At 31.9% G+C, this 17,655-nt stretch carries 16 protein-coding genes; 9 read left to right on the forward strand and 7 right to left on the reverse strand.

What is annotated here, in order from left to right; all coding sequences use genetic code 11:
- Nucleotides 1–69: 69 nt before the first annotated feature.
- On the forward strand, nucleotides 70–570 hold the full coding sequence (locus H1R17_RS00215; RefSeq protein ID WP_163430530.1) for a TlpA disulfide reductase family protein: 501 nt from the start codon (nucleotides 70–72) through the stop codon (nucleotides 568–570).
- Nucleotides 571–576: 6 nt separating this feature from the next.
- Nucleotides 577–1,251 (forward strand): thioredoxin family protein, encoded by a 675-nt coding sequence (locus H1R17_RS00220; protein ID WP_163430529.1) that lies wholly within the window; start codon nucleotides 577–579, stop codon nucleotides 1,249–1,251.
- A 24-nt stretch (nucleotides 1,252–1,275) separates the two neighbouring features.
- Here the strand turns inward: H1R17_RS00220 and xerA are convergent, their stop codons facing one another.
- Both xerA and H1R17_RS00230 read right to left on the reverse strand, forming a co-directional pair.
- The gene (gene xerA / locus H1R17_RS00225; protein ID WP_163430528.1) at nucleotides 1,276–2,163 is read right to left on the reverse strand and encodes a site-specific tyrosine recombinase/integron integrase; all 888 of its coding nucleotides are present in this window, start codon (nucleotides 2,161–2,163) and stop codon (nucleotides 1,276–1,278) included.
- 63 nt (nucleotides 2,164–2,226) lie between these two features.
- Complete coding sequence (locus tag H1R17_RS00230) at nucleotides 2,227–2,730, reverse strand: PepSY-like domain-containing protein (protein ID WP_163430527.1); 504 nt, start codon at nucleotides 2,728–2,730, stop codon at nucleotides 2,227–2,229.
- Between the two features lie 156 nt (nucleotides 2,731–2,886).
- Here H1R17_RS00230 and H1R17_RS00235 point away from each other — a divergent pair, with 156 nt between their 5' ends.
- From H1R17_RS00235 to H1R17_RS00255, 5 genes are all read left to right on the forward strand, one after another.
- Nucleotides 2,887–4,533, forward strand: a complete 1,647-nt coding sequence (locus H1R17_RS00235) for an MFS transporter (RefSeq protein ID WP_163430526.1) — start codon at nucleotides 2,887–2,889, stop codon at nucleotides 4,531–4,533.
- A gap of 34 nt (nucleotides 4,534–4,567) precedes the next feature.
- Complete coding sequence (locus tag H1R17_RS00240; protein ID WP_163430525.1) at nucleotides 4,568–6,319, forward strand: peptide MFS transporter; 1,752 nt, start codon at nucleotides 4,568–4,570, stop codon at nucleotides 6,317–6,319.
- 43 nt (nucleotides 6,320–6,362) lie between these two features.
- Nucleotides 6,363–8,129, forward strand: a complete 1,767-nt coding sequence (locus H1R17_RS00245; protein WP_163430524.1) for a peptide MFS transporter — start codon at nucleotides 6,363–6,365, stop codon at nucleotides 8,127–8,129.
- Between the two features lie 68 nt (nucleotides 8,130–8,197).
- The gene (locus tag H1R17_RS00250; RefSeq protein ID WP_163430523.1) at nucleotides 8,198–8,767 is read left to right on the forward strand and encodes a hypothetical protein; all 570 of its coding nucleotides are present in this window, start codon (nucleotides 8,198–8,200) and stop codon (nucleotides 8,765–8,767) included.
- A gap of 84 nt (nucleotides 8,768–8,851) precedes the next feature.
- Nucleotides 8,852–9,307: a thioredoxin fold domain-containing protein gene (locus H1R17_RS00255; RefSeq protein ID WP_163430522.1), complete on the forward strand. Its 456-nt coding sequence runs from the start codon at nucleotides 8,852–8,854 to the stop codon at nucleotides 9,305–9,307.
- Here the strand turns inward: H1R17_RS00255 and H1R17_RS00260 are convergent.
- The 5 genes from H1R17_RS00260 to surE form a co-directional block, all read right to left on the reverse strand.
- Entirely contained in the window at nucleotides 9,271–11,286 is a 2,016-nt protein-coding gene (locus H1R17_RS00260; RefSeq protein ID WP_163430521.1) for a ComEC/Rec2 family competence protein, read from the reverse strand. The two genes, H1R17_RS00255 and H1R17_RS00260, sit on opposite strands and share 37 nt — an antisense overlap.
- Before the next feature lie 40 nt (nucleotides 11,287–11,326).
- Nucleotides 11,327–11,941, reverse strand: coding sequence for a C40 family peptidase (locus H1R17_RS00265; protein WP_163430520.1), 615 nt, complete (start codon nucleotides 11,939–11,941; stop codon nucleotides 11,327–11,329).
- 79 nt (nucleotides 11,942–12,020) lie between these two features.
- Nucleotides 12,021–13,139: a lipid-A-disaccharide synthase gene (gene lpxB, locus H1R17_RS00270; protein WP_163430940.1), complete on the reverse strand. Its 1,119-nt coding sequence runs from the start codon at nucleotides 13,137–13,139 to the stop codon at nucleotides 12,021–12,023.
- Nucleotides 13,139–13,414 (reverse strand): hypothetical protein, encoded by a 276-nt coding sequence (locus H1R17_RS00275; RefSeq protein ID WP_163430519.1) that lies wholly within the window; start codon nucleotides 13,412–13,414, stop codon nucleotides 13,139–13,141. Before H1R17_RS00275 ends, lpxB begins: the two co-directional genes overlap by 1 nt.
- Entirely contained in the window at nucleotides 13,414–14,181 is a 768-nt protein-coding gene (gene surE, locus H1R17_RS00280) for a 5'/3'-nucleotidase SurE (protein ID WP_163430518.1), read from the reverse strand. Before surE ends, H1R17_RS00275 begins: the two co-directional genes overlap by 1 nt.
- Nucleotides 14,182–14,328: 147 nt before the next feature.
- Between surE and H1R17_RS00285 the strand changes: the two genes are divergently transcribed.
- The gene (locus tag H1R17_RS00285) at nucleotides 14,329–16,443 is read left to right on the forward strand and encodes a carboxy terminal-processing peptidase (protein ID WP_163430517.1); all 2,115 of its coding nucleotides are present in this window, start codon (nucleotides 14,329–14,331) and stop codon (nucleotides 16,441–16,443) included.
- A gap of 4 nt (nucleotides 16,444–16,447) precedes the next feature.
- The gene (locus H1R17_RS00290; RefSeq protein ID WP_163430516.1) at nucleotides 16,448–17,551 is read left to right on the forward strand and encodes an ABC transporter permease; all 1,104 of its coding nucleotides are present in this window, start codon (nucleotides 16,448–16,450) and stop codon (nucleotides 17,549–17,551) included.
- Nucleotides 17,552–17,655: the final 104 nt, after the last annotated feature.

Genomic DNA, 17,655 nt, shown 5'->3' on the forward strand with positions numbered 1-17,655 from the left:
AAATAACATCAAATTATATGTTAAAATACATTATTTTTTTTGTATTTTTAGACTTTACATCATTTTCTTATGAAAAAAGTTACATTCCTTTTAATGGGCATCTTTTTCCTTGTTTCATGTACTAAAACAGAAACAAAACCGCAAACTATTGCTGTAAAAAATAAGTATGAAGATGTTTTTGCAACTTTTAAAAATGATAGTGATACCCTTTATGTAGTTAATTTTTGGGCAACTTGGTGCCAACCATGTATTGAAGAATTACCCGATTTTATGAAAATTAATGACGAATTTAAAGATCAAGGTAAATTTAAAATGATTTTGGTAAGTTTAGATAAAGCTACCGATTTAGAAACCAAGGTAAAAACATTTATTAAGCAAAACAACATAACACCAGATGTTTATGTTTTGGCAGACAACAAAAGAATGAATGATTGGATAACGGCTTTAGACCCACATTGGTCTGGTGCTATACCATCCACTTTTATATACAAAAGCAAAAAACAACTCTTCTTTACCGAAGGGAAAATTTCTTATACCGATTTGAAAAGTACTCTTAACAAATTAAAATAACGTATTATGAAAAAATTTTTAATTCTAGCTTTGTGCATTACTGCATTTATTGGTTGTAAAAAAGAGACCAAAACTGCCGTTGAAACCAAAACAACTACTGATAGCATTGAAAAAACAACCGATTCTACGGAAGTTCAAAAATCAGGCTATGCAATAGGTGATATTGCTTTTGACTTTTCTTTAAAAGGAATTGACGATAAAATGTACTCTCTTGCGCAATTTGATAATGCAAAAGGTTTTATTGTGATATTCACTTGCAATCATTGTCCGTATGCAAAAGCGTATGAAGACCGAATTATTGCTTTAGATGCTAAATATAAAAAACTAGGGTATCCTGTTATTGCTATTAACCCTAATAATCCAGAAGCACAACCAGAAGATAGTTTTGAGTTAATGAAAAAGCGAGCGAAAGAAAAAGGCTTTACTTTTCCTTACTTATTTGATGATGGACAACAAGTTTACCCTGAATTTGGTGCTACCAAAACGCCTCATGTATTTGTATTAAAAAAACAAAATGGTAAAAACATTGTAAAATATATTGGTGCAATAGATAACAACTACGAAAACCCAAAAGAAGTTACCGAAAAATATGTGCAAGCCGCTGTTGATGCCTTATTAGCCAACAAAGAAATAACAACTAAAGAAACCAAAGCTATTGGTTGCAGTATAAAAACAAAATAAAAAAGAAGCCAATTGGCTTCTTTTTTATTTTCTTGCAAGAGGATGGTATTTTTCAATTTCTTCTTTTAGTTTGTTACGATCTAAATGCATATAAATTTCTGTTGTAGTAATTGATTCATGTCCTAACATGGTTTGTATAGAACGTAAATCGGCACCGTTTTCTAATAAGTGTGTTGCAAAAGAATGGCGTAGTGTGTGTGGACTTACCACTTTTTCTATTCCTGCTAATGCTGTTATTTGCTTGATGATGGTAAAAATCATAGCTCTGGTTAACGCACCTCCTCTCCTATTCACAAAAACAGTATCCTCGGCTTCTTTCTTAATCTTCCATAATGGGCGAATTTCTTTTAAATAATGCGTTATTTTGTCTGCCGCAAAATTTGAAATAGGAATAAAACGTTGCTTGGAACCTTTACCATCTACTTTAATAAATCCTTCTTTAAAATAAAGGTCTGATATTTTTAAACCCACAAGTTCTGAAACTCGCAAGCCACAACTATATAAGGTTTCAATAATAACTTCATTTCGTTCTCCTTCTAAAGTATTTTTATTGTGCATGGTTTGCATAGCATCAATTTCATCTAAACTTAAAACAACGGGCAATTTTCTACTTTGTTTAGGTAGTTCTATAAAAGTAACCGGATTTTCTTCAACAATATTTTCTAAAACCAAAAAACTATAAAAATGATTGATACACGCTAAAATACGAGCTTGTGTTGTTGGTGCTAAAAAATCGGAAATAAAATGGATAAAACTTCTTATATCATGGTCTTTTACTTTAATTACTTCTATTGTGTTGCCCAAGTAACTTTCAAACTTTTCTAAATCGTACAAATAATTAACAATGGTATTTTCAGAAACACCACGTTCTAGTTTTAAGTAATATTTAAAATTCTCAATATAGTCTTGCATAAAAAAACCACCTTTAAAAGGTGGTTCAATTTACAATTAAATTGGTATACAAAAAAACTTGTTTTACTTATCAATTCTCACAAAATTACCATTTGCATCAAATTCTAAATCAATATCTGATGCCAATTCTACCTTTATTTTTTTATCCTCTTTATCAATAGATGTTGCAAAAGTATTGGCATAATTTTTTGTTACATACTCTTTAATTTTCTGAGGTAAAATACCATCGGGCAAACCTTTAGCGTCTTTCCATTCGTGCCAAATTCCTTTATCATCAAACTCAACCTCAGCACCATCGTTAAACTTTACCTCGTAACTTTTTCCAATAACAGGAACCGTTTTAATTTCATACGAAGCAATGTTTTCACTTTCATAATACTGATTAATTGTATTTAACGCTGCAGCAGGTAAATCGGCTAAATTTACAGTTGTTGGGTTCTGAACATCTTCTGCTACATTGGTATTGTTTTCAACGGTTGCGCCTGTTGGGTTTACCTGAACTTCTTTTTTACAGCTTGTTACTACAAATGCAACTGCTGCCAAAATAATTAAAAAACTTTTTTTCATAACCTTTTATTTTTATAACATAAAGTTACAAAAAAATTAAAACACCTAAAAAAGAAACTTAAAAAAGCTACTATAGATAAACTGATTCTAGCAAAAATTTACCTATTTTCTCTAATAATTTTCTTTTATTTGTAAGTTTAAATATTTCTTAAACTTATGTTAGAAAATAATAAACCATCGTTATGGCAAACTATTGGTTCATTTAACAAGAACTTTTGGTTAGCAAGTTTCATGGAATTAATGGAACGTTGGGCTTGGTACGGTATTTACACCCTTTTAGGACTTTATTTAGTAGGATCAACCGATACAGGCGGTTTAGGCTTTGATCACGTACAAAAAGGAAATATTATGGGTAACATTGTAGGTATCCTTTATTTTCTCCCTTTACTATTTGGGGTTATTGCCGATAGAATTGGTTACAAAATATCCTTAACCATTGCCTATATCGTCATGATTTCGGGCTATTATCTTTTAGGCGAAGTGAATACCTATTGGAGCGTGTATATGGTGTTTCTGTTGGTTGCCGTTGGTGCTGCCTTTTTTAAACCTGTTGCATCAGCTATTGTAGCCAGAAATACCGATGAAACTACTGGAACCATGGGCTTTGGTATTTTTTACATGATGGTAAATATTGGTGGATTTATTGGTCCAGCTATGTCGTCAGGGTTGCGAACTACTTACGGATGGAAAATTATTTTTATTCAAGCGGCCATTGTAATTGGTATTAACCTTATTGTTTTATTGCTTTTTTACAAAGAACCAAAGGTTGAAAAACCTAAAAATTCTATTGGTGAAGCGATTAAAGAATCCGTTTTAGGAATTTTTGAAGCATTAAAAGACATCCGTTTAGGAATTTTATTATTGTTAATGATTGGTTTCTGGACCATGTTCAACCAATTATTCAACACCTTACCTAACTTTATTGAAGACTGGGTAAACTCTGCAGCTTTAAGCAATTGGTTAAACGAAAACATTCCTGCTTTAGGAACTTTATTAACGCAAGATGGTCAAGTAAAACCAGAATGGTTTACGAATATCGACTCTTTAATGATCATTCTTTTCCAAATAACCATATCGTTTTTCGTAATCAAAATGCGCCACATCAACGCAGTAATTCGCGGAGCAGTAGTTGCAACAATTGGTATCGGATTAACTTTTTATTCGGGCAACGTTTGGTTTACCATTATTGGAACCATGATTTTTGCTATTGGCGAAATGATGAGTAGCCCAACAGTATCTTCGTTTATCGCTTTAATCACACCAAAAGGAAAAGAAGGTTTGTATCAAGGAACGTACTTTTTACCCGTTGCTGCCAGTTATTTTGTAACCAGCTTTATATCAGGAAGTTTATATCAATCTTGGTCTGATAAATTATCGTTATTAAAAACCGAAATGGGCAAACGAAATATTGAAATGCCCGAAGTGGTTACCAAAGAACAGTTTATAGAAGAAGGTGCGAAAGCATTTAATATGCCTATATCGGCATTTGAAAAACAATTCAATTTAAAAGCAGAATCAATCAACTGGAACACTGTTGGTCAATCTTTTAGAGATTATGCTACTTCAAAAAGCATCGACATAAGCAATATACATTTACCTTTTTCTAAAAACGAATATTTTACTTTAGCCGAACAAAAATTAGGAATGAGCCATTGGGAAATGACCGATATGCTTTGGAATATGTATACGCCTAATAAAATATGGTACGTAATTGTGGGTATTGGTATTTTTTCTATTGTTTCGTTAACTATTTACGACAAGTTAATCATTAAACCTTTAGAAGCTAAAAACGCAAAACAATAATCCTTATAAATTTAAAAACAAACAACTTAACTATATGAACACAAACACTTCGACTGATTTTTACAAATCGAATGTTTTAGGACAACGATCAGGACTATTTGTACTTTTCTTCACCGAAATGTGGGAACGCTTTTCGTTTTACGGAATGCGCGTATTATTAATTCAATTCTTAACTGCTGCCGTTATTTCTGGCGACCCAAAATCGGGTTGGGCTTGGAGTGCAGAACAAGCAGGTGCTTTGTACGGAACATATGCTATGATGCTTTACTTAACGCCTATTTTTGGTGGTATTATTGCCGATAAATACATTGGCTCACGTATGGCGGTAATTATTGGAGCCATTGTAATGACCATTGGTCATGCGGCTATGGCTTTTGATACGCCTGTAATGTTTTTCATTGGTTTAGCGTGTTTGGTTATTGGTACCGGATTTTTTAAACCAAATATGCCTTCTATTTTAGGTGAAATGTATAAAGATTTACCTGAAAAGAAAGACGGTGCGTATACTATTTTCTATATGGGGGTTAATGCAGGTGCTTTCTTTGGTATGATGTTATGTGGATACATTGCAGAAACACAAGGTTGGCATTGGGGCTTTGGTTTAGCAGGAATTTTCATGTTATTAGGAACCCTTCAGTTTGCTTTTGCAAAACCATTAATGGGCAACTTGGGTATTTTAGATAAATCAAAAGAAGCTCAGGAAGCTAAAAATGCAGAAGATACAGACAAGCGCAATCCATTTACAATGATGGATTACGTTTTAATTGCCATTGTAGGTATTATTGGTTTCTTGTATGCTTTTAACGATCCGTTATCTAAAAATGGTATTGTTGATATGTTTGCTTTCTTAGATACATCGGTTTTAAGAGGGCAATACATCATGATTATTTTTGCCTTAATCATCTTTATTTATATGATTGTTTCGCGTGTTTTACGTTACGATAAAGTAGTACGCGATAGAATGTTTGCAGTAGTTTTACTTGCCTTTTTCTTAATTTTCTTCTTTATGAGTTTTGAGCAAGGCGCAACATCGTTGGTTTTAGTAGCTCGTGATTATATCGACAGAAGTTTAACAGGATCGGCTTTAACCACGTTTAATATCATCAATGGTTTATTAACTATTGTTCCGTTAGCTATTATTTCGTGGGTTTTGGTAAAATTAGCCAGAGCAACTTGGAGCAAAATTGCGTTATCAAATGTTATTTTAATTGCGTGTTTCTTAATTATTTGGGGCGCTGCTTTATGGATGTTGAAAAATGAATTCTCTAAAGAAGCTTCAGAAATCACCGTTTCTTGGTTCTCTACATTAAACTCGTTCTTCATTATCGCGTTAGCATCAACGGTATCAAAATTATGGGAATCTAAATACAATCCTTCAGCAGCATTTAAATATGGCTTTGGATTGATTTTAGTAGCCATTGGTTTCTTAGTATTAGGTTTAGGCGCAATGGGTGCATCTGAAGGTGTTAAAATTTCGATGGCTTTCTTGGTATTAACTTACTTATTCCACACATTAGGAGAATTATTCATTTCGCCAGTTGGTTTATCGTACGTTTCTAAATTAGTTCCAGGGCGTATGTTGGCATTTATGTTTGGTATTTGGTACTTAGCAATTGCTATTGCTCAAAAACTAGCAGCGGTTTTAGGAGGTCAAGTAGAAACTATTCAAGAAGAGTATTCGTTAAGTCATTTCTTCTTTTTATTTACGGCAATTCCAGCAGCAGCGGGTTTATTAGTTATGGTATTAAATCCATTAATTAAAAAATTAATGCACGGAATTAAATAATTTAAGTATCTTTCGAGTTCGAAAAATTAAAAACTATTATTGAATGTCAACAGAAACTGCGAATCCAGATTTTTTTAAATCAAAAGTTTTAGGTCATCCTTCCGGATTATTCGTTCTATTTTTTACGGAAATGTGGGAGCGATTTTCGTTCTACGGAATGCGTGTTTTATTAATTTTATTCTTAACAGCTGCTTTAACAGGAAACAATCCAGGTTGGGGTTGGACTGCTGAAAATGCAGGTGCCTTATACGGTACATACGCCATGTTATTGTACATTACCCCTATTTTTGGTGGTATTATTGCCGATAAATACATTGGTTATCGTTGGGCAGTTGTAATTGGATCTATTATTATGACACTTGGCCACGCTTTTATGGCTTTTGACACTCCTATTTTTATGTATTTAGGATTGGCGTGTTTGGTTATTGGAACCGGTTTCTTTAAACCTAATATGACTTCTATTTTATCAGAAATGTACAAATCGTTCCCAGAAAAGAAAGATGGTGCTTATACTATTTTCTATATGGGAGTTAACGCTGGTGCTTTCTTTGGTATGATGTTATGTGGTTATTTAGCAAACAATTTAGGTTGGCATTATGGTTTTGGTTTAGCAGGAATTTTTATGCTTTTAGGAACTTTACAGTTTTGGTTAGCAAAACCTTTGTTTGGAAACATTGGCGAAGTACCAACTGCTGAAAGTAGATTAGCAAAAGAACAAGCTGCTAAAGCAGAATTAAAAGAGGGCGAAGAAGACAAACCAAATCCTTTTACTACGTTAGATTATATTTTAATTGCCATTACCACCGTTATTGGTTTACTATACGCTTTTAACGACCCGTTATCAAAAATTGCTGATGTACATATTTTACCTAAAGAACTTTTTGGAATGGATGGTTCAATAGCTGTTATTGTTATTGGATTGGTTTTATTCTTAATCTTAGTAGTTTCTCGTGTTGTTAGATATTCACCAGTTGTAAGAGATCGTATGATTGCAGTTACTGTTTTTGCTTTCTTTACTATTTTCTTTTGGATGAGTTTTGAACAAGGTGCTTCATCATTAGTAATTTTTGCACGTGACAGTGTTGATCGTTCGTTAGAAGGCACATCGTTAACAACTTTTAATATCATTAATACCTTATTAACAGTTGTTCCTTTATTGATTATTTCTTGGGTTTTATACTTATTAGCAAAACAAACTTTTTCAAAAGCACCCGCATCAAACATTGTATTAGCTATTACATTTTTAGGTGTTTGGGGAGTTGCTATTTGGATGTTAAACAATGAATTCAGTAAATCGGCTTCAGAAATCGATCCTTCTTGGTTCTCAATTTTAAACTCGTTCTTTATTATTGCATTAGCATCATCTGTTTCAAAAATTTGGGATTCTAAGTTCAATCCACCAGCTGCAGTTAAATACGGCTTAGGATTAATTATTATGGCTATTGGATTTGGTTTATTAGCTTATGGATCACATGGTATTCAAACAGGTGTTAAAGTATCTATGATTTGGTTAGTATTAGCCTACCTATTCCATACATTAGGAGAATTATTCTTATCGCCAGTTGGTTTATCGTATGTTTCTAAATTAGTACCAGCACGTATGATTGCCTTTATGTTTGGTATTTGGTACTTGGCTATTGCTATTGGTAACAAATTAGCAGCTGCTGTTGGTGGTGAAATTGAAAATATTACAGCACAATATTCATTATCAACCTTCTTCTTAATTTTTACGGTAGTACCAATTGTAGCAGGTTTATTAGTAATGATGTTAAACCCTGTATTAAAGAAATTAATGCACGGTGTAAAATAATAACAAACTATTTTATAATATAAACAGTTGTAATTTATAAATTGCAACTGTTTTTTATTTTCCATCATATGAAAAAGTTCCTTTTTACCTTATTACTAGTTTTAAGTATTAACAGCGTTTTTGCGCAAGATCTTAAAAGTTTAAAGTTAGAAGCTCAAAGAGTTTTTATAGCTAGTTCTGAACCAAATTTTGATGTAATTTTTGAAACTACCTATCCTAAAATATTTGAAATAGCTTCTAAAGAAGAAATGAAACAAGTTTTTTTGGAAATTTTAGACAATGATGAATTCTCAATAAAATTAATTACAACCGATCCTAATTTTGAATTTGGCGATATTGTAAAAATCAATAATCAAAAATTTTGTATAGTTAAACATGATAATCATATGCGCTTAACTTTTAAAACAAAAATCGAAAGTCCTGAAACGCTTACAACTATCTTTAAATCAAACATGAATGCTGAAGAAGTAACTTACAATGATGCTTTAAAATCATTTGATATTAAAATTCGATCAACATTAGTTGCCGTTTCAGATGACTTAACCAACAATAAATGGAAATTTGTGAATCTAGGTTCTGATGATCAACTCTTAAATAAAATTTTTAGTGAAGACGTAATTCTTAAATTGGACTTATAATTAGGCACACTTTTTGAAATTAAAATTCAGATAACTTTCGTTATCCTATTTTTTATATATTTACATAAAAACCAATTTTTAAAAATGAAGAAAATATTCTTATTTGTTGTTTTCGCCTTAATCAGCATTACAACACAGGCACAAGAGGTAAAATGGATGACAATGAAAGATGCCATTGCTGCGCAAAAGAAAAACAAAAAACCTATTTTTATTGATGCTTACACTGTTTGGTGTGGTCCATGTAAAATGTTAGACCAAAACACGTTTTCTGATGCTAAAGTTGCCAAATTATTAAACGAAAAATACAATCCAGTAAAATTTAATTCTGAAGGTAACGAAGAAATTCAATTTGGTGGTAAATTATACAAAAACCCAAATTACCAAGAAGCGCGCAAAAATTCAAGAAATGGCATGCATGAATTTACAGAGTTTTTAAAGGTTCCAGGTTATCCAACCATGTCTGTAATTAACGCAAAAGGTACTATTGAAAAATCAATTGTAGGTTACAAATCAGCAGAAGAATTAATTTCTTTATTGTAATTTAAAACATAAGCTCCCTTACTTCGCATATCGTAGTAAGGGATTTTTCTTTCCTGTAAGTACGATATATAAATATTTTGCAAATACTGCGCATTGGTGTTATGCAAAATAATTTTATTAGGCTGTATTTCCTTTATTAAGCGATCTAGATTTACCTTTGCATTTTGATACAAAATTACATAATCGTATTTCTTAAAAGGATAAACACCTAAACTATCAATTACCAACCAAGATTGTTTATTAATGACAAAACTATTTTTTATAGACTCTTGTTGTATTACTTCAACATCATTCTTCAATTGGTAATTTAAAATACTTTTGCTTGTAAAGGTACTTCCTTCACCAATTAAAATTCCTTTTTGCTGACAATTACTTAAGAAAACGATATTTTTTGTATCGTACATTAAAATTGTTTCATTTTTAGATTTATTCTCAAAAACAGCTGCTAATTTTGCTGTTTGAAGTCCTATAATACAAAGCAAACAAACAACCAGCTTTTTGTAACTCTTTTGATAAAAGAACCAAAAAACAGCGTAAATAAACAATATTAGAAAAACAACTTCAACTGCATTTAAATGTATTGAAATACTTTTTAAACTAAAGTAATTGCTTACATACTCTACACTTCTAAAACATACATCTGCAACAGGCTGAAGCAACATGGTCAAGTATGCAGCAAAATCAATAGAAAGAAAACTCAGAAAAAGCTGTAGAAACCATGCTATTAACAAAAATGATGTAAGTGGAATAGCGATTATATTTCCTAGTAAAAATAATAATGGAACTTGATTAAAATAATAAATACTTAAGGGTAAAACACCTAACTGAGCTATTAATGAAACACCTATTAGCTGACTAAAATAATTAATTACAAAATTTTTAGCCTTAAAGTATTTTTGAACTAATGGATAACAAAAAACAATTGAAAAAACAGCTAAATAACTTAGTTGAAAACCAACATCAAGCAAATAATTAGGTTCAAATAGCAGAATCATAAACATACTACCAACTAACAAATTAATATTAAAAACACGCTTGTGAGTATAATTGGCTACTATCAACATAACACACATTAAAGCAGCTCTCATTACAGAACCACTAAATCCTGCCATACAGCAAAAAATCAGTAAGAAAAACACAAGAATACCATCAATCCAATAGTTAGGAAGCCTTGTTCTGCGCAAAACATAAGAAATCGATCCAAAAAGTAAAACTACATGCATACCAGAAACCGCTAAAACATGCATTACACCTAGCTCTTTAAACTGCGTTTGTACATCTTGATCTAAATTATTTTTGATACCAAATAACAACGCTTCAATAAAGCCAATTGTCTTTTTATCATAATTCATTTTAGAAAAACGCTGAATAAAATTCTCTCTTAAATCAATTATTTGCGGTGTAATGGTACGATGTTCACCCATTTTAATAGGCAAATGATAAGCTGTTATTTGATAAAAAATGCGCTTATTAGCAAGATATTCTTTGTAATTAAAATCGTTTGGATTATTTGCGGCAGTAACTTCTTTTATAGTTCCAAAAACCTTAAACACACTACCTACTTTTAATAAGGTATCATTTTTAGGAATTGAAACTAAAACTTTGGCATTCGATTTTTCAGAAATCAATGTTCCAAATGCTCGTTTGGTATACTTATTAGCTTTTAAAACCTCATCAATTTCAACAACAAACTCTTTTTGGGCAATATCAATCGGTTCTAAATCAACATTATGAATCTTTACATTAAGCGCACCAATTGCAAAAAACAAAACATATAAACTAGTAAAAACGGCTAGATTTGCTTGGTTGTTAAAAACCTTTATTTCTTTCTTAAAATGAAGAAAAAGTAAACTTAGAAAAGCTACAAAGGCAATACTTAAAACCACTGAAAAAGAAAGCGGAAAGTATAATCCACAAAAAATCCCATGTACAAAAGATAATGTAATGGGATAAATTGGATATTTCATTACCTTCTTCATAAATCTAAAGGTATGAAATTTTTGAATATTAAATAATTAACTATAATACTTGTCTGTCATAAACTCTGTTGATTTGTACAAAGCCTCTACTGTAATATGCTTCTTTTGTTGAGTTGATAGAAACACCTTTAGAAGTTGCAGAATGAATGAATTTAATATCATCACCATTCACTTCAATTACAATTCCTACATGATTAATTACGCGTGAACCGCCATTTTTAAAGAAGATTAAATCACCTGGTTTTGCTTCTGAAGCTGAAACACGTTCTCCGCGTGAAGCCATTTCTTTTGAAGTTCTTGGCAAATCAATTTTAAATTGATTAAAAGCTGTCTTCACAAAACCTGAACAATCCATACCATTACGAGACATTCCTCCCCATTGGTAACGAATTCCCTGATAATCGCTAGCTACATTCATTAATTGCTCTGTTAAGTAGCAATATTTAGCTTTTTCTGATTTTTTAGAAGTTTTTCCTTCTAATTCATCATCAACTGCATTCATTTTTTTATTAATTTCTGCAATAGCTAAATTTTCTGCTATTCTTTGCTTGTTTATTGCGGATGTTTTTGTGACAGATATTTTCGTTTGGGCTGAAACTTCTGTGCTTAAACATATGGTACAAAACGCAACTAACGTTAAAGCTAAATTCTTCATTAAATATATTTTTGTAATAAAATTGGTATCTGTTGTTGTGATTAACACAAATATAGACTTTTTAATTTTCTTAGCCTTCCTAAAAAGTTCTTAAATTTTTCTTAATTATGTTGATAACTCTATTACTTGCACCACCACCACCTAGCTTTTTTTCCAATTCATCGTACTTTGAAAGGATTTTACTTCTTGAAGAATTGTTAATAACTTTTTCAAATTCGGCTTTAATCTGGGTAGCATTGCAATCATTTTGAATTAATTCGGTCACAATTAACTCGTCCATTATAAGGTTTACTAACGAAATATACTTTAATTTAATAATGCGCTTTGCAATTTGATACGAAATGTTGTTTGCTTTGTAAACCACAACCTGAGGCACTTTAAACAACGCTGTTTCTAAAGTTGCTGTACCCGAAGTTACTAAAGCTGCGTAAGCATTATTCAACAAATTATAGGTATCATTTGAAATGAATTTTACATTTTCTTGTTTAATAAACTGCTTGTAAAAAGTATAATCAAGACTTGGTGCGCCTGCAATAATGAATTGATATTGCGGATAATCGTCTACAATTTGCAACATTTCATTTAAAAGACGTGCAATCTCTTGTGTTCGACTTCCTGGTAAAAGCGCAATTATTGGTCGATCATCTAATTGATGGACTTCTCTAAAATTATTGGCTTTGTGTTTTTGAAAAAAATCAATCTCATCTAACAAAGGATGTCCTACATAATGCACTGGAAAATGATGTTTTTTCTCATAAAAATCTTTCTCAAACGGAAGAATGACATACATATGATTTACATCTTGCTTAATAGCTTTAATTCTACCTTCTTTCCAAGCCCAAATTTGAGGCGATATATAATAATGAGTATCAAACCCTTTTTTCTTAGCCCATTTGGCTATTCGCATATTAAAACCAGGATAATCAATAAAAATAATGATATCGGGGTTAAAAGCAAGAATATCTTTTTTACAAAAATCGATGTTTTTAAAAATGGTTCGCAGGTTTGCGGCTACTTCAACAAAACCCATAAAAGCTAAATCTTTATAGTGTTTTACTAAAGTACCACCAACATCTTGCATTAAATTTCCGCCCCAAAAACGCACTTCTGCATTAGGTTCTTCTTTAAAAAGGGCTTTTAATAAATTAGCTCCGTGTAAATCGCCCGATGCTTCGCCTGCAATAATATAATACTTCATCATCCAAAAATTATATAGAAGGCAATTATAATAAACGAGAAGATTACACCACGTGCGCTAAAATAATTATCGCGATTTAAAAACAAATAAAACAACCCTATATTGGGAATAGAACCCATTGAAAAAGCTTTAGATGAAACATCACTGTACATAAAAATGTTTCCATTTTCTATTGGACTCATTTTAGTAAACAAATAAAAAAGGATACAACCAAAAACAAAAGATACAAGTAAAGCAGCTACAGTACCTAAAGCAAATTTTAAAAATTTATTCATTATAAGTTCCAAGTATTTAATTGTTGCATGGCATGGTAAGCAGTTAAATCATATTGCACTGGCACCACAGAAACATAACCATTGGCTAACGCCCATTCATCGGTATCTTCACCCTTATCATGATTTACAAAAGTTCCTGTAAGCCAATAATATTTTTTTCCGTGCGGATTGGTACGTTCATCAAACTTTTCAACCCAAGTTGCTTTTGCTTGTCGGCAAACCTTTATCCCTTTTATCTCTTTTTCTTCTAATTTGGGAAAATTTACATTTAAAACTACGCCTTCTTGCAAACCATTTTTAATAGTTTCTAAAGTAATTTTTTTGACAATACTTTTTATAGGTTCAAAATTTGCGTTCCAACTAAAATCGGCCAAAGAAAAACCAATTGCAGGAATACCACTCATACCCGCCTCTACTGCAGCAGACATAGTACCTGAATAAATAACATTGGAAGCAGAATTAGAACCATGATTAATGCCCGATACACAAATATCTGGCTTTTTCTTTAAGATTTGATCTATAGCAATCTTAACACAATCAACAGGTGTTCCAGAGCAAGCAAACTCTTTTATAGCATCTTTATCAATGTAAACCTGCTCTAAAAAAAGCGTATTATTCACTGTAATTGCATGTCCCATAGCTGATTGTGGACTATCAGGTGCCACTACAACTACATCGCCAATTTCTTTCATTATACTAATTAAAGTACGAATACCTGGAGCTGTAATTCCATCGTCATTCGTTACTAAAATCAATGGTTTTTTCATAAAATTTCATTTATACTTGTAAAAGTAATCAAATAAATCTACTTTCATTTTAAAACATCGTACTGAAATAAACACTTAACAAAATTTTATTTAAGTATTGGCGTAGTTTTAAGGGAGATTTTAAGTATTTTAGTTGAAAATTTATTGATGACTGCTATTTGGCAATTTATGAAGAGAAATTATAAAGTAATATTAGTTGTTGTAGCACTAGCTGCAGCACTTTGGAGTTTTGTGCCTTTTCAAAAAAGCAAGGATCCAGACCCAGAAAAAGAAGCTTTTTTATTAGGCGTTTTAAGTTTTGTATTGCAAAACGCGCATTATCACCCTGCTGATGTTAATGATGCCTTCTCGCAAAAAGTATACACCAATTACTTAAAAGTTTTAGATGGTAACAAGCGTTTCTTATTACAAAGCGATGTGGATGGATTTAAAAAGTATGAAACCTTAATTGATGATGAGTTTAAAACTCAAAAAATTGATTTTTTCAATGCTACATATCCTGTTGTTCAATCAAGAATTACAGAAGCTAAAACCTATTACAAAGAAATTTTAGAAAAGCCATTTGATCTTACTAAAAAAGAAACACTTAATACCGATTACGAAAAGCAACCTTTTGCTTCTAACAAAGAAGATTTAAAAGAGCGTTGGCGTAAGCAATTAAAACTAAGTGTACTTTCTTCTATTGAAGATAAAATGAAGCTACAAGAAAATGATTCTTTGCAAAAAGAGCCTAAAAAATCGTTAGCTGAAATAGAAAAAGAAGCACGTGAAACAACGTTAAAATCGTTAAATGACTACTTTGAATTCTTCCAAGAAATTTCTCGTGAAGAATGGTTATCTATTTACATCAACACTATTTTAGAACAATTTGATCCTCATACCAATTACTTTGCGCCAGACGATAAGAAAAAGTTTGATGAAAGCATGGCGGGTTCTATGGAAGGAATTGGAGCTATTTTACGTAAAAAAGATCAGTATACCGAAATTTTAGAAGTGGTTCCAGGTGGTCCGGCAATGAAACAAGGCGAACTTGAAAATGGTGACGTTATTTTAAAAGTGGCTCAAGGAAACGAAGAACCTGTTGATATTGGCGGTATGCGTCAAGAAAAAGTAGTTAAAATGATCAAAGGTAAAAAAGGTACCGTGGTTAATTTAACGGTTAAAAAAGTAGATGGTTCTATAAAAGTAATCTCTATTACGCGTGATAAATTTGAAATAGAAGACACTTTTGCAAAATCTTCTATTATTGATACACCACAAGGAAAGTATGGGTTAATTCACTTACCTAAATTCTACATTAGTTTTGAAAACCGCGATAACCGTGATGCTTTTAAAGATGTTGCGAAAGAAGTTGCGTATTTAAAAGAACAAAAAGTAGATGGCATCATCATGGATTTACGTAACAATGGTGGTGGTTCTTTACAAACGGTGGTTGATATGGTTGGTTTGTTTATTCCACAAGGTCCTGTTGTACAAGTTAAAGCAAAATCAGGCGAAAATGATGTTTTGTATGATCGTGACAATAAAACCCAATGGGAAGGTCCGTTGGTTGTTTTAATCAATAATTATTCAGCTTCGGCATCTGAAATTTTTGCAGCAGCTATTCAAGATTACAACCGTGGTTTGGTTTTAGGTTCTAAGCATTCATATGGAAAAGGAACAGTACAAAACATGTTAGATTTGAATCGTTTTGGTAATAAAAAAATTGGCGATTTAGGCGGAATGAAATTTACAAGTCAAAAATTCTATCGTGTAAATGGCGGTTCTACTCAATTAAAAGGAGTTGAAAGTGATGTTATTTTACCAGACCGTTTCTTATATGTTGATACAGGTGAGCGCGATAACGATACTGCCATGCAGTGGGATAAAATTGCAAAGGCTAACTTTAATCCGTTTGGTAATAATTTTGCGCCAATCATCGAGAAAAGTAAAAAACGAATTGCGGCTAATAAAGAATTTCAGTTAATTGATGAAAGTGCTAAATGGGTAAAATCCCAGCAAGACGATAATACTTTTTCATTACAGTATGATGAATACATGGCAAAATCGAAAGAATTAGATGCGCAAACCAAAAAATTCAACGCTTTAAAGGATTACAAAAACACCTTGGTTTTTAAATCGTTACCGCATGATGAAGCTTTAATAAAAACCGATACTGTTTTACAAAACAAACGCAAACGTTGGTTTAAAAGCTTAAATAATGATGTGTATGTTGAAGAAGCCGTAAACGTTTTAAAAGATATTAATTCTATAAAAAAATAACACAGTGTTTAAAAAATTTGTTTCGGCAAATAGAAAAGCGCTCCAAAAATTTAAACAAAATTATTGGGGCGTTTTTTCTTTAGCTTTTATTGTTTTACTTACTTTATTTGCCTTATTTGCTTATGTTATTGCACCAGACAATACCATAAATGCAAATAATGGTGATGTTTCTATTAGCACCCAAAAACCAGGTTTTAAGGTAAAAACAATAAACGTTCCATTATACAACAATAAAAAAAGTACTGTTTTTGATTATTTTCTGGGTAAAGAAATCAAAAATCAATTCATACCTATTCTTTCGTATCACTTTAAAAACGACACCCTTTTTTATAAAGAATTCTCGGTAGATCCATCCATAGCACAAACAAAATATGTTTTAACAAGTGTTTTTCCTAAGAAGGATACTTCTTTCATCGAAAAAAACCACATCAAAACAAATACTTACTGGTTAGGAACCGATAATCAAGGTCGCGATTATTTAAGTCGATTAATTATTGGTGCGCGTGTATCACTTGCCATTGGTTTTGTTGCCGTGTTTATATCGTTAATAATAGGTATTTCATTAGGCGCATTGGCGGGATATTACGGCGGAAAAGTAGATGCTTTTATTCTTTGGCTCATAAATGTAATTTGGTCTATACCTACCCTACTTTTGGTTATTGCCATAACACTAGCCTTAGGAAAAGGTTTTTGGCAAGTTTTTATTGCTGTTGGGTTAACCATGTGGGTTGAAGTTGCCCGTGTAGTGCGTGGCCAAGTAATGAGTGCTAAACAAATGCAGTACATTACCGCAGCACGAGCTTTAGGCTATAATGATTACCGTATTATTTTTAAACACATTATTCCTAATATTATGGCGCCTGTCATTGTAATATCGGCAGCTAATTTTGCATCGGCTATTTTAGTAGAAAGTGGTTTGAGCTTTTTAGGTTTAGGTGCGCAAGTACCTGTACCAAGTTGGGGCGGTATGATTAAAGAGCATTACAACTATATTATTTTAGGAAAACCTTATTTAGCTTTAATACCTGGCGCTGCAATGTGTTTGGTAGTAGTTGCTTTTATGGTGATTGGCAATGCGTTGCGTGATGCATTGGATGTGAAAAATTAAACTCTTTTTAATTATCTTTTTTAATGAAAGAATAAATACCTACGAGATTAAATAACCCCCGCAGGTTGTAACAAAAATATCCTGCAAGGTTAAAAACCTTGTAG

The sequence above is a fragment of the Flavobacterium sp. xlx-214 genome (assembly GCF_013874595.1).
In the GTDB taxonomy this organism is placed as follows: Bacteria; Bacteroidota; Bacteroidia; order Flavobacteriales; family Flavobacteriaceae; genus Flavobacterium.